This is a genomic window from Tateyamaria sp. 7Alg 36 (assembly GCF_059882455.1).
Map to the genome: position 1 here is coordinate 1,435,119 of NZ_CM187613.1, position 12,574 is coordinate 1,447,692.

Consider the following 12,574-nt stretch of genomic DNA (forward strand, 5'->3'; position numbering starts at 1 on the left):
CATCAAACACAAAAGGGCGCCGATAAACTCGACGCCCTTTCATGTGGAAACGGGTTGCCCCGCCCCTGATCCTGCCCCGCAGGGCGTAGGCTTATTTCACCGTGATACGCCCGTCGGTGTAAGGTGTGAACGGACCTTGTGCGGCCAGATATTCGGCAGTGACGTCCGCCAGATCGGGGCCGTAGTCGTAGGCGTTCTGCGCGGTTTTAAACATCGCATAGCCGTCGCCGCCGTTGCGCACGTAGTTGTTGGACACAACGCCATACAGCTTGTCCGCTTCAATTGGCGCACCACCCACCATTACGTCGCTCACGCGCTCTCCGGCTGGTTTGGATGCGTCAAAGGCAAAGCTGATGCCCGCAATCTGCGGGAAGCGGCCCGCGCCTTCCTCGACTTGGCTCACGCCGTTTTCCAGCGCTTCGATCATGGTCGCGCCGGTGACTTGGAAAGTCGACAGCGTATTCTGGAACGGCAGCACGGTCAGCACTTCGCCCATGGTGACAGGGCCCGCGTCGATCGAGGCACGGATGCCGCCACCGTTCTGGATCGCGATCTGGACACCTTGGTCGGCCACGCGGGCCAGCATCGCATCGGCAATCAGAGAGCCCATGGAACATTCCATCGCACGGCAGACGTCGCGGTCGCCACCGATAGCATCTGCGGCCTCGGCTACGACCTTGTTGCGGATCTCGTCCAGCGGTTTCGCGGCTTCGGCGATGCGCGCCTTGACGCCTTCGTCTTCCGCAACCGATCCGTCAACGATCAGCGGCTGGCCCGAAGTCTCGACAATCTCGCCCGCGTCATTGAAGGTCACGTTCAACTCGCCAAGGAACTTGCCGTAGGCATAGGCCTGAACGATGGCCGTATCGCCCACCATGGTCGGATAGGGGCCTTCAGCGTTCTCCATATCGCCCAGCAATGTGTTGGAGTGTCCGCCCACGATCACGTCAACGCCGGTGGTTTCCGCCGCGACTTTCTGGTCCACGCCATAGCCCGAGTGGCTTAGCACGATGATCTTGTTGACGCCTTGCGCGGTCAGCAGATCGACTTCGCCCTGAACGGCAGCAACCGGATCAGAGAAGGTGATGTTGTCACCGGGGCTGGCAAGTTCATGAGTATCTTCGGGCGTCAGGCCGATCAGGCCGATCTTTTCGCCGCCGCGTTCGATCACGGTGGATTTCTGCAACTTATCGGCCAGCAGCGGTTCGGCCGAAACGTCGGCGTTGCTCATCAGGATGGGGAATTCGACCGCATCCATGAACCCGCGCAGCACTTCCGGCCCGTCGTCGAATTCGTGGTTGCCGACAGTCATCCCGTCATAGCCCATCTGGTTCATCATCTCGGCGGCAAGCGCACCTTTGTAATAGGTGTAAAACAACGTGCCCTGGAACTGGTCGCCGCCATCCACGAGAATGGAGTTGTTGGACCGTGCGCGCGCGTCGGTGATGGCTGTGATCAGACGCGCCGACCCGCCAAAGCATTTGCCCTCGGCGTTGTCTTCTTCGCCGCAACCGCTGTCATACTTGCTGATCGGTTCGAATCGGGCGTGAAAATCGTTCGTGTGCAGGATGGTCAGCGTGTAATCCGCCATCGCGGTTCCGGCACTCAGCGCCAGCGCGGCAGTGCCCATCAGAAATCGGGTCATAGGAGGTCTCCCTGTATTGGTTATGGCAGTACGAGACATCAAGCCGCAGCCCGAGTCAAACCCGATCCTGCGTGGTTGACGCAACGCAGGGCGCGCCGCGCACTCTTGATTGTTTGCTAGGCGACGGGCATCAGGGGGCCCATGCTGATATACAAGATTTTTCGAGGCCCCGAATGGGCCGATCTGCGCCAGAACGGCACCACCGCTGGCGCGCCCATCGACATCACCGATGGCTACATCCACTTTTCGACCGCCGAACAGGCGGCCGAGACAGCAGCCAAGCATTTTGCGGGCGTCGACGACCTGTTCCTTGTCGCGGTCGAGGCGGACAGCCTTGGCAATGACCTAAAGTGGGAAGTGTCGCGCAATGACGCGCTGTTTCCGCATCTCTACCGCGAACTCAGGATAGCCGATGTGCATTGGGCCCAGCCGCTGCCACTTGAAAATGGCGCGCATGTTTTTCCTGCGGGGGCCGGTTTCGAGTGATGGACGCCGAGGGCCATATCGACCCGACCCGCGCCCAGTTCGAGGCGTTTAAAGGTTTCGACAGGGACCAGCCGGTGCAGATGCTTAACCTCGTGCGGTTCCGCGATCTGGCCAACTATCCCGGCACCCATGATCTCGCCCGCGACGGGCTGACAGGGGCCGAAGCCTATGCGCTGTACGGCAAGTATTCAGGGCCGGTGCTGCGCAAGGTGGGCGGCAGCATCTTGTGGCGTGGTGCGTTCGAGACGACGCTGATCGGCCCAGAGGGCGAGGCATGGGATGCCATGTTCATCGCGGCCTATCCCACCGCGCACGCCTTTCTGGCCATGGTCACCGACCCCGACTACCAAAAGGCGGTTGTGCACAGGCAAGCGGCCGTCGCCACCTCGCGCCTGATCCGCACCAAACCCGCCGACACAGGAACCACATTCGGATGAAGCACAAGATCGAACAGTTGGGCATGGCAGCACTGCGCCGCCTTGATCCGGAAACCGCGCACGGGTTGGCCCTGCGCGCCGTGCACACCCCGCTCGCCGCGCTGCCCGGACCGGTGCAAAGCGACCGTTTGCGTACCCGCATCGCCGGTCTGACCCTGCCCAACCCCGTCGGTCTTGCCGCCGGTTTTGACAAGAACGCCACCGCCATCGCGCCTTTGTCCCGCGCAGGGTTCGGCTGGATCGAGGTTGGCGCCGCCACCCCCATCGCCCAGCCTGGCAACCCGCGCCCGCGCCTGTTTCGGCTGACCGAAGACAGGGCCGCGATCAATCGCTTCGGCTTTAACAATGACGGGATGGAAGCCATTGGCGCACGGCTGGCCAAACGGCCCAAGGGCATCCCCGTCGGCCTCAACCTCGGGGCCAACAAGAACAGTGCCAACCGCGCCGAGGATTTTGCCCGCGTGCTGGCCCATTGCGCCGCTCTTATCGACTTTGCGACCGTGAATGTCTCCAGCCCGAACACCGAGAAACTGCGCGACCTGCAAGGGCCAATGGCGCTTGCCGCGCTGCTCGACGGGGTGATGCAGGTGCGCGCGAACACACCTGTTTTCCTGAAGATCGCGCCGGACCTCACAGACCAAGACCTCGCCGATATCGCCAAGGTCGCACAGGACGCAGGCGTCGCCGCCATTATCGCCACGAACACCACGCTGGACCGCACCGGATTGCATGGCCCCCATGCCGCCGAAACCGGCGGTCTGTCCGGCGCGCCGCTTTTTACCAAATCAACCCGCGTTCTGGCCAAACTGCACAAGCTGACAGACATCCCGCTGATCGGCGTTGGCGGCATTTCCAGCGCCGAAGACGCCTATGCCAAAATCTGCGCTGGTGCCTCTGCCCTGCAGATCTACACCGGTCTCGTCTATGGCGGGCTCAGCCTTGGCGCACGGATCGCCAGCGGTCTGGACGCCCTGCTAGAACGCGACGGCTTCGCCTCCGTCAGCGACGCAGTGGGCAGCAAAACCGAAGACTGGCTGTAACCCCTCATTGTTCCACAAAATATGCCGGGGTCTGGGGCGGCGCCCCAGTCATCCCCCCGCCGCACGCTCCAGCGCAGGGTATCGCGCGCCCAGCGTGATCCCCCGCGCTAGGAACGAGATCAAAAGCGCCGCCCACAGGCCGTGATTGCCCAATACCGGCAACAGCAGCAGGATCGCGCCCCAGTAGATCGCAAAGGACACCGCCATCATATTGCGCATGTCCCGCCCCCGTGCAGCCCCGATGAAAATCCCGTCCAGCATCCATGCTGCACAGCCGACCAAGGGTGCCGCGATCATCCACCCCAGATAGACGCGCGCCTCGCCCTGCACATCCACGTCCTTGGCCATCAGATCAATCAGCCACGGCCCCGCGAGATAGAACCCGATGGCGCTGGTCACGCACACTATCATTCCCCAGAACCCCGTCATCAGCGCCGAGCGTCGCAAGCGGGCCGGATCGCTGCGCCCATAGGCCCGCGCAATCAGCGTCTCGGCAGCAAAGGCAAACCCGTCCATCGCATGGGCGGTGATATACATGAACTGGATCAAGACCTCGTTCGCGGCCAGCGTCACATCCCCGAACCGCGCCCCGATAAAAACAAAGCTGGAAAAGATGATCATCAACATGACCGACCGCAGCAGGATATCCGTGTTCAGCAACGCCATGCGCACCAGCTTGGACCGCTCCAATACCCGCGCGCGGTCACGCCATGCGGGCCGCGTAAAAGCGGCGCGACAGAACCACAGGCCAAGGGCCGCGCCGAAAACCTCTGCGATCACCGTCGACAGGGCCACGCCCGCCACGCCCCAGCCAAAGCCCAGCACAAAGACAAAGTTCAACGCGATGTTGATCCCGTTCATGCCCAGTTGCACCCAGAACACCGCGCCCGTGCGCTCTTGGGCGATCAGCCATCCGGTCAGCGCATAGACGGCGATTGCCGCAGGCGCGGTCCAGATGCGGATCGACAGGTAGGTGCGGGCCAGCGCCTCCACCTCGGCGCTGGCCGGTGATAGCCAGAACGCACCGCGAAAGATCGGTCCCTGTATCGCGATCAACGCCAACCCGCCGACAACCGCCACCAGCAATGCGCGCGTCAGCCACGCCGACACTTCGTCCGCATCCCCTGCCCCCGCCGCTTGCCCGACAAGGCCGACTGTGCCCATGCGGAGGAAACCGAAAACCCAGAACACCGTTGTCAGGATGATCGCGCCCATGGCCACTGCCCCGATGGGTGCGGCCTCGCCCAACTGGCCGACAACGCCCACATCAACCGCGCCAAGGATCGGCACCGTGGCGTTGGACAGCACAATCGGCAGGGCAATCCGCAACACGCGACGGTGGGTCAGCGGCGCTGGTGGCGCTGTCGGCGCGACCGGTGGCGTCATCGACGCTGCGGCATCACGAAATGTCCCGTGCCTTGAGCGAACAGCCGGTCGCGATTGTCCTGCCACGCCTCTACATGCACCGAGGCATAGCGCCGCCCCGACCGGTTGATGCGCGCGCGCGCATAGGCATCGCGCGGCAGGCCCGAGCGCAGGTAGTCCACCGAGAAATCGACTGTCTTCGGCAGGCGCGGCAGGCGCGGCGTGTCCGAGATGTCGAAATCCAGCACCCCGCTTTCGATATCATCCCACAGATAGGACCAGCTCAGCGTGATCACCGCCGTTACCTCAAGAAACGCCGCCGTCACCCCGCCATGCAGCGCTGGCAGCAACGGGTTGCCGATCAGCTTTTCATCAAAGGGCAGGATCGCGGTCAGCTCATCCCCGCGCCGGTCAAACCGCACGCCGAGATAGCCGATATAGGGCACCGCATCGACCAGCGCAGACAGCGCACCATCGCGGCGGTGCTTGATGATCTGGACAGGTTCAGGGCGTTTCATTTGCGGCCCTCCACGGTAAAGGCGCCCGTGGCCGTGGCGACAGCATTTTCGGTATCGTCGTCCCACGCCGTGGCGCGCACGAATGCAACCGACCGCGTCACGTGATAACAGTGCGCGCGGGTGGTGATCGCCTGCCCCGGCGTTGCCGCACGCATATAGTCAATGCGCAAATCCAGCGTCGCCGTGCCGCCCTTGTTGGACGGATGGCTCATCACTGCGGCCCCGCAACACGTGTCCATCACCGCCGACACCGCCCCGCCGCTGATCACGCCGGTTTCCGGATCACCGACCAGACGCAGATCATAGGGCATGGTGATCACCGCCACCCCGTCATCGATCTCGGTCAACTCCATCCCCAGATCACGGGAATGCGGGATCGCCTCGATGAACTGGCGGGCGCGTTTCAGCTTGTCGGACATGAACCCTCTTGGCGTTGCCATCGTTTCACCAAGTTATGGGGCGCGGCCCGCATCAGGGCAAGGCACCTGTTGCTCTTGGCTCAAACCCGCCCTAAGTTTCCCGGAGGGAGATAGACCATCCATGGCAGAAGACCGTTTGAGCTTTAAGGAAATGTGCGCGCAGTTCGACGTGACGCCGCGCACCTTGCGCTATTACGAATATATCGAACTGCTCTCTCCTGACCGCGAAGGGCGCTCGCGGTTCTACGGCCCGCGCGAACGCGCGCGGATGAAACTGATCCTGCGGGGCCGGAAATTCGGCTTTCAACTCGAAGATATCCGCCAATGGCTGATGATTTACGAGCATGAGGGCAACGAGGCCCAGATGCGCGCATGGATCGAAATGGCCGATGGCCAGCTTTCCGAACTGGACGAACAGCGCCGTCAACTGGACGAGGCGCGACAGGAACTTCAGGATCTGCGCGACAGCGTGGCGACGGAACTCGGCCTCTCCTGATCCGGCACATCACTGTAGTGACCTGAACCGTTTTGCGGGCGGCAGGCTTTGGCATGCGCACCCTTTGCCCTGCGTAAACCGCGCAAAATGGCCCCCTGAATATGCATCATATTGCTTGACGCAACGACGCCCTGCGTCAACTTACCAAGTGACGCAACGTACAGCTTACGTAAACGTCACTGTCCGGTTGCATCGAATCCACGCCTCCCCCATGTCGGGGACAGAACAGTTTATGCGAGTGATCAAATGAGCGATAAAACCATGACCATCCGCGAGATGTGTGCCGCCTTCGACGTCACACCGCGGACATTGCGGTTCTATGAGGCCAAAGAGCTTCTGTTTCCCGTGCGCGAGGGCCAAAAGCGCCTGTTTACGAAACGGGACCGCGCCCGCCTGAAACTGATCCTGCGCGGCAAACGCTTCGGCTTCAGCCTCGAAGAAATCCGCCAGTTGCTGGACCTCTATGACATGGGCGACCAGCAACAGACCCAACTTGCGCGCACCTATGACATCGCCAGCGACCGGCTGGCCGACATGGTTGCGCAACGTGACGAGTTGAACGAAGCGATCACCGATCTGCAGAACCAGTTGAAATGGGGCGAGAAAATGCTCGCCTCGATGAATACCACGAAAAAGGCCGCTGAATAAGCGACATGCGATCTTAGGGAGAGATACATATGCCCAGCTACACGCCCCCCACCAAAGACATGCAATTCATCCTGCACGATGTGCTGAATGTCACCGACTCAGGTATTCCGGGCTACGACGAACTTGAAGCCGACTTTACCGGTGCCATCCTCGAAGAAGCAGGCAAGCTGACCGCCGACGTTCTGGCACCGCTAAACGTTGTAGGCGACAAGGAAGGCTGCCGCCTCGAAAACGGCGTTGTCTACACACCCGCAGGGTTCAAGGCAGCATTCGAACAGGTCAAGGAAGGCGGCTGGACCGGTCTGGACATGCCCGAGGAATTCGGCGGCCAGAACATGCCCGTCGTGATGGGCTCTGCCGTGGGTGAAATGTTCAGCAGCGCCAACATGGCCTTCACCATGTATCAGGGTCTGACCCATGGCGCGGCAAGCGCCATTCTGGCCCATGGCTCGCAAGCACAGAAAGAAACCTACCTGCCCAAGATGGTGTCCTGTGAATGGACCGGCACCATGAACCTGACCGAACCGCATTGCGGCACCGATCTGGGCCTGATGCGCACCAAAGCGGTCCCGCAGGACGATGGCAGCTACAAGATCACCGGCCAGAAAATCTTTATCTCCGCTGGCGAACACGACATGTCCGACAACATCATCCATCTGGTGCTGGCCAAGATCGAAGGCGGCCCCGAGGGCATCAAGGGCGTGTCGCTCTTCATTGTTCCAAAAATATGCGTGAACGACGATGGCTCCCTTGGTGCACGCAATGGGGTTTCTGTCGGCAGCATCGAAGAAAAGATGGGCATCCACGGCAACTCCACCTGCGTGATGAACTATGACGGCGCAACCGGCTACCTGCTCGGTCAGGAACACAAAGGCATGCGCGCCATGTTCACTATGATGAACGAGGCCCGTCTGGGCGTCGGCATGCAGGGTCTGTCCCAAGCAGAGGTCGCCTATCAGAACGCGGTGGCCTATGCCCATGACCGCCTGCAAGGGCGTGATGTGACCGGCGTGAAGAACCCCGACGGTCCGGCCGATCCGCTGATTGTGCATCCGGATATCCGCCGCTCGCTGTTGGATCAGAAATCCTTTGTCGAAGGCGCGCGTGCGTTCATTCTGTGGGGCGCGACCATGATCGACGCCGCACACCGCGCAGGTGACAAGGACGCCGACGGCATCGTGTCCCTGCTCACCCCCGTGATCAAAGGGTTCCTGACCGATGTGGGCTATGACTGCACGGTCAAGGCGCAGCAGGTCTATGGCGGTCACGGCTACATCGAGGAATGGGGCATGTCGCAATATACCCGCGACGCCCGTATCGCGATGATCTACGAAGGGGCCAACGGCGTGCAAGCGCTTGACCTCGTGGGTCGCAAGCTGGCGCAGGACGGCGGCAAGCATGTCATGGCCTTCTTCGATCTGGTGAAATCCTTCATCAAGGACAATGCCGGTCAGGACGAAGCTTATGACAAAGAGTTCCTCGAACCGCTGAAAGCGGCTTCCAAGGATCTGCAAGCTGCGGGCATGTATTTCATGCAGAACGGCATGACCAATCCGAACAACGCACTGTCGGGGTCTTACGACTTCATGCACATGTTCGGCCATGTCTGCCTTGGCCTGATGTGGGCGCGGATGGGCAAAGCATCGCGCGCGGCACTGGCGGCTGGCACCTCGGACACCGAGTTCCACGAAACCAAGCTCGCCACGGGGCGCTATTACATGGCGCGCCAGCTTCCGGCCACCGCGCTGCACCTGACCCGTATCCAGTCCGGTGCCGACACGGTGATGGCGCTCGAAGCGGCAAACTTCTAAAACACAGACAGGCGGGGCCTTCCCCGCCTGTTTCCGTCCGAGGTGGTACAATGCCCAAACGCTTTCGCCTGACCCGTCGTTTTCCGACCGCCATGACGGATGACGGCTATCGCCGCCTCAAAAAGTTCGCGTCTGACGCCGGACTGGACGAAGGCGAGGCGCTCTCGTTTCTGTTCGAAAATTTCGACAGCGTGATGAACGAGGAAAACCTGACAGCGCGGCTGCGCCTGTTCAACGCGGAACTCGACGCACGCAAACGCTGATCACATCTTTGCCGGGGAGGAAAAGACATGAAGGATCTGGAGCACGGGCCGACAGGCTGGATGAGCGATGAACACCAGATGATCGCCGACATGACGGCGCAGTTCATCACCACCGAATGGGCTCCCCATTTCGACCGCTGGCGCAAACAAGGCGAGATGGACCGCACCACATGGGCGCAAGCGGGCGAGCTCGGCCTGCTCTGCCCGTCCATCCCCGAAGAATACGGCGGCGCCGGTGGCGATTTCGGCCACGAGGCTGCCATCCTAATCGAAGCCTCCCGCGCCAATCTGGCCTCTTGGGGGCATGGTATCCACTCTGCCATAGTCGCGCACTATATCCTGAACTACGGAACCGACGACCAAAAGGCGCGATGGCTGCCCAAGATGGTCAGCGGCGAACTGGTCGGCGCGCTGGCGATGACCGAACCCTCCACCGGATCAGACGTGCAGGCGATCAAGACCCGCGCGGTGAAGGAGGGCAACGCCTACCGCCTGACCGGTTCCAAGACCTTCATCACCAACGGCCAGCACGCCAACCTGATCGTGGTCGCGGCCAAAACGGACCCGTCGCTTGGCTCCAAAGGCATTTCGTTAGTCGCGCTTGAAACCGACGGCGCGCAAGGTTTCCAGCGCGGGCGCAACCTCGACAAGATCGGGATGCACGCATCCGACACTTCCGAACTGTTCTTCGACAATATCGAAATCCCGCCAGAGAACATCCTCGGCGACACCGTCGGTCAGGGCTTCTATCAACTGATGCAACAACTTCCGCAGGAACGGCTCGTGATCGCTTGCGCGGCCATTGGCGCTATGGAAGGCGCGGTGGAACGCACGATCGCCTATGCCCGCGAACGCGAGGCGTTCGGCGGCCCGATCATGCAATTCCAGAACACCCGCTTCAAACTGGCTGAGGCCAAGACCAAAACCGCCGTCAGCCGCGCGTTCTTTGACGAATGCATGGCAGAACACCTGCGCGGCGCGCTCACCGCCGACAAAGCGGCGATGTGCAAATACTGGACCACCGAGGCGCAGGCTTGGGTACTGGATGAATGCCTGCAATTGTACGGCGGGTACGGATTTACGCAGGACTACGATATCGGCGGCATGTGGACCGATGCGCGGGTGCAACGCATCTATGGTGGCACGAACGAGATCATGAAGGAATTGATCGCGAGGGCATTGTGATGTCCACACCACTGCGCCTTCTGCCACCCGCAGATGATTTTGAGTATTTGGCACGAGAAGAAGCAAGGGGACGGTCCACCCCTCCACCCGGAACACACATAGCGAACGGGGCGGTGGGGCTTCTCCTCGTACGGCCATCGGCTCTCCAGCCTGTACCGCGCCCCGAGGCTAAGCCGAAGGTAGTAAACAGAACGCTAATGCGCCCGCCCCTTCGCGCTTATTTTCGTCAAAAATACTCCACGGGGGGTCCGGGAGGTGTGAAACTCCCCGGTTCTGCCTTCACCAATTTTTCCGGCCAGAGAGGTTTATGACCATGACAATGCAACTCCACTGTTTCGGTGAAAGCGGCAACTCCTACAAAGCGGCCCTTGCGCTCCAGCTCTCGGAACTTGAGTGGGAGCCGGTTTTTGTCAACTTTTTTGGCGGCGCGGCGCGGTCTGATGAATACCGCGCGCTGAACCCGATGGGCGAGGCGCCGGTGCTTGTGGATGGCGATCTGCGCCTCAGCCAGTCTGGCGTTATCCAGCAGTACATTTCCGACAAAACCGGCAAATTCGGCGGTGATGGCGATGACCGTTACGAGGTGCTGCGGTGGGTCCTTTGGGACAATCACAAGCTGTCCTCGATGTGCGGCATGACCCGCTTCCTGATGAACTTCCTGCCCGAGGACAAGCGCCCTCAGGAAGTGATCGCGTTCAATCACGGGCGGCTCAAGGCGGCCTATGGCGTTCTGGATGCGCATCTTGCAGGGCGGGACTGGATCGTCGGGAACAGCGTCACGAACGCGGACCTGAGTTGCTGCGGCTATCTTTTCTATCCCGAACCTTTCGGGTTCGCGCGCGCGGAATGGCCCAATATCGACCGATGGCTTACGAATATCCAAGGGCTTGAAGGCTGGAAAGCACCCTATGACCTCATGCCCGGATCGCCCGCTGATCGCGCGTGATTGCCGTTTGCGGCACACGCCGCGACGTCACGCTTGATAAGACCAACGGGCACCCCCCACCTATGAAACAGACACGACGCCACTGGCAAAAGGACGAAATATCATGACCGAAGCCTATATCTATGACGCCATCCGCACCCCGCGCGGCAAGGGCCGCAAGGACGGCAGCCTGCACGAGGTGACTGCGCTGCGCCTGTCCGCGCAAACCATGAACGCACTCAAGGAGCGTAACAACTTTGACGGCCACGCGGTCGAGGATGTGATCTGGGGCAACGTCACGCAGGTGATGGAACAGGGGGGCTGCCTTGCGCGCTCTGCGGTTCTGGCCTCCGATCTGGATCAACGCATTCCGGGTCTGTCGATCAACCGGTTCTGTGCCTCGGGCATGGAAGCCGTGAACCTTGCCGCCAACCAAGTGCGCGGCGGTGCGGGCTCGGCCTATATCGCGGGCGGGGTCGAGATGATGGGCCGTGTGGCCATGGGGTCCGACGGCGCCGCGATTGCGGTTGACCCGTCGTTGGCCATGGACAGCTACTTTGTTCCCCAAGGCATCAGCGCCGACATCATTGCCACCGAATACGGGTTCACCCGTGACGACGCCGACCAACTGGCAGTTGCCAGCCAGCAGCGTGCCAAGGCTGCTTGGGACGACGGGCGCTTTGACAATTCGGTTATCAAAATCACCGATATTAACGGTTTGACCATTCTGGATCACGACGAATACATGCGCCCGCAGACGGACATGCAGTCGCTCGGATCGCTCAACCCCGCCTTTCAGGCGATGGGTGAAGTCATGCCCGGCTTCGACAAGGTCGCGCTGATGAAATACCCTCATCTTGAGCGTATCAACCACATCCACCACGCCGGTAACTCGTCTGGCATCGTGGATGGGGCCGCTGCTGTGCTGATCGGCAACAAGGAATTCGGCGAAAAGTGGGGCCTGAAGCCACGCGCGCGCATCCGTGCCACGGCAAAAATCGGCACCGATCCGACCATCATGCTGACCGGTCCGGTGCCCGTGACCGAGAAGATCCTTAAAGACAATGGTATGAATATTGGCGACATCGACCTGTGCGAAGTTAACGAAGCATTTGCCAGCGTGGTGCTACGTTTTATGCAAGCTTTCGATGTCGATCATGACAAGGTCAATGTGAATGGCGGGGCGATTGCAATGGGGCACCCCTTGGGGGCGACGGGCGCGATGATTATCGGCACGTTGCTGGACGAGCTTGAGCGCTCGGACAAAGAGGTCGGACTGGCCACATTGTGCATCGCATCTGGCATGGGGGCTGCGACAATTATCGAACGAGTATAG

Annotated in this window: 14 protein-coding genes; 10 read left to right on the plus strand and 4 right to left on the minus strand. The window is 61.1% G+C overall.

The window, feature by feature from the left end; genetic code table 11:
- Positions 1-91 precede the first annotated feature (91 nt).
- Positions 92-1,645: a bifunctional metallophosphatase/5'-nucleotidase gene (locus AC6GQJ_RS06960; RefSeq protein ID WP_500773114.1), complete on the minus strand. Its 1,554-nt coding sequence runs from the start codon at positions 1,643-1,645 to the stop codon at positions 92-94.
- 141 nt (positions 1,646-1,786) lie between these two features.
- Here AC6GQJ_RS06960 and AC6GQJ_RS06965 point away from each other — a divergent pair, with 141 nt between their 5' ends.
- Genes AC6GQJ_RS06965 through AC6GQJ_RS06975 form a run of 3 tightly spaced genes read left to right on the plus strand, consistent with a single transcriptional unit; the run spans position 1,787 to position 3,608 of the window.
- On the plus strand, positions 1,787-2,131 hold the full coding sequence (locus tag AC6GQJ_RS06965; protein WP_500773116.1) for a DUF952 domain-containing protein: 345 nt from the start codon (positions 1,787-1,789) through the stop codon (positions 2,129-2,131).
- Positions 2,131-2,568: a DUF1330 domain-containing protein gene (locus AC6GQJ_RS06970; protein ID WP_500773839.1), complete on the plus strand. Its 438-nt coding sequence runs from the start codon at positions 2,131-2,133 to the stop codon at positions 2,566-2,568. The genes AC6GQJ_RS06965 and AC6GQJ_RS06970 overlap by 1 nt, the downstream gene beginning before the upstream one ends.
- The gene (locus tag AC6GQJ_RS06975; protein ID WP_500773118.1) at positions 2,565-3,608 is read left to right on the plus strand and encodes a quinone-dependent dihydroorotate dehydrogenase; all 1,044 of its coding nucleotides are present in this window, start codon (positions 2,565-2,567) and stop codon (positions 3,606-3,608) included. The genes AC6GQJ_RS06970 and AC6GQJ_RS06975 overlap by 4 nt, the downstream gene beginning before the upstream one ends.
- 48 nt (positions 3,609-3,656) lie before the next feature.
- Here the strand turns inward: AC6GQJ_RS06975 and AC6GQJ_RS06980 are convergent, their stop codons facing one another.
- From AC6GQJ_RS06980 to AC6GQJ_RS06990, 3 genes are read right to left on the minus strand one after another with little or no spacing between them, the layout of a single operon-like run.
- Complete coding sequence (locus AC6GQJ_RS06980; protein WP_500773120.1) at positions 3,657-4,994, minus strand: MATE family efflux transporter; 1,338 nt, start codon at positions 4,992-4,994, stop codon at positions 3,657-3,659.
- Positions 4,991-5,491: a PaaI family thioesterase gene (locus AC6GQJ_RS06985; protein ID WP_500773122.1), complete on the minus strand. Its 501-nt coding sequence runs from the start codon at positions 5,489-5,491 to the stop codon at positions 4,991-4,993. Before AC6GQJ_RS06985 ends, AC6GQJ_RS06980 begins: the two co-directional genes overlap by 4 nt.
- Positions 5,488-5,910 carry a PaaI family thioesterase gene (locus tag AC6GQJ_RS06990; protein ID WP_500773841.1) on the minus strand — a complete coding sequence of 141 codons (423 nt, stop codon included), beginning with the start codon at positions 5,908-5,910 and terminating at the stop codon, positions 5,488-5,490. The genes AC6GQJ_RS06985 and AC6GQJ_RS06990 overlap by 4 nt, the downstream gene beginning before the upstream one ends.
- Before the next feature lie 121 nt (positions 5,911-6,031).
- Between AC6GQJ_RS06990 and AC6GQJ_RS06995 the strand changes: the two genes are divergently transcribed.
- The 7 genes from AC6GQJ_RS06995 to AC6GQJ_RS07025 all read left to right on the plus strand — a co-directional run bounded on the left by AC6GQJ_RS06995 (position 6,032) and on the right by AC6GQJ_RS07025 (position 12,574).
- Positions 6,032-6,406, plus strand: a complete 375-nt coding sequence (locus AC6GQJ_RS06995; RefSeq protein ID WP_500773124.1) for a MerR family transcriptional regulator — start codon at positions 6,032-6,034, stop codon at positions 6,404-6,406.
- Between the two features lie 246 nt (positions 6,407-6,652).
- Positions 6,653-7,054: a MerR family transcriptional regulator gene (locus AC6GQJ_RS07000; RefSeq protein WP_500773126.1), complete on the plus strand. Its 402-nt coding sequence runs from the start codon at positions 6,653-6,655 to the stop codon at positions 7,052-7,054.
- A gap of 29 nt (positions 7,055-7,083) precedes the next feature.
- Positions 7,084-8,865 carry an acyl-CoA dehydrogenase C-terminal domain-containing protein gene (locus AC6GQJ_RS07005; RefSeq protein ID WP_500773128.1) on the plus strand — a complete coding sequence of 594 codons (1,782 nt, stop codon included), beginning with the start codon at positions 7,084-7,086 and terminating at the stop codon, positions 8,863-8,865.
- A 50-nt stretch (positions 8,866-8,915) separates the two neighbouring features.
- The gene (locus tag AC6GQJ_RS07010; RefSeq protein WP_500773130.1) at positions 8,916-9,128 is read left to right on the plus strand and encodes a hypothetical protein; all 213 of its coding nucleotides are present in this window, start codon (positions 8,916-8,918) and stop codon (positions 9,126-9,128) included.
- A gap of 27 nt (positions 9,129-9,155) precedes the next feature.
- Positions 9,156-10,313: an acyl-CoA dehydrogenase family protein gene (locus AC6GQJ_RS07015; protein ID WP_500773132.1), complete on the plus strand. Its 1,158-nt coding sequence runs from the start codon at positions 9,156-9,158 to the stop codon at positions 10,311-10,313.
- A gap of 313 nt (positions 10,314-10,626) precedes the next feature.
- Entirely contained in the window at positions 10,627-11,259 is a 633-nt protein-coding gene (locus tag AC6GQJ_RS07020; RefSeq protein WP_500773134.1) for a glutathione S-transferase family protein, read from the plus strand.
- Positions 11,260-11,362: 103 nt separating this feature from the next.
- A complete protein-coding gene (locus AC6GQJ_RS07025) occupies positions 11,363-12,574 on the plus strand; it encodes an acetyl-CoA C-acetyltransferase (protein WP_500773136.1) in 1,212 nt (403 codons plus the stop codon).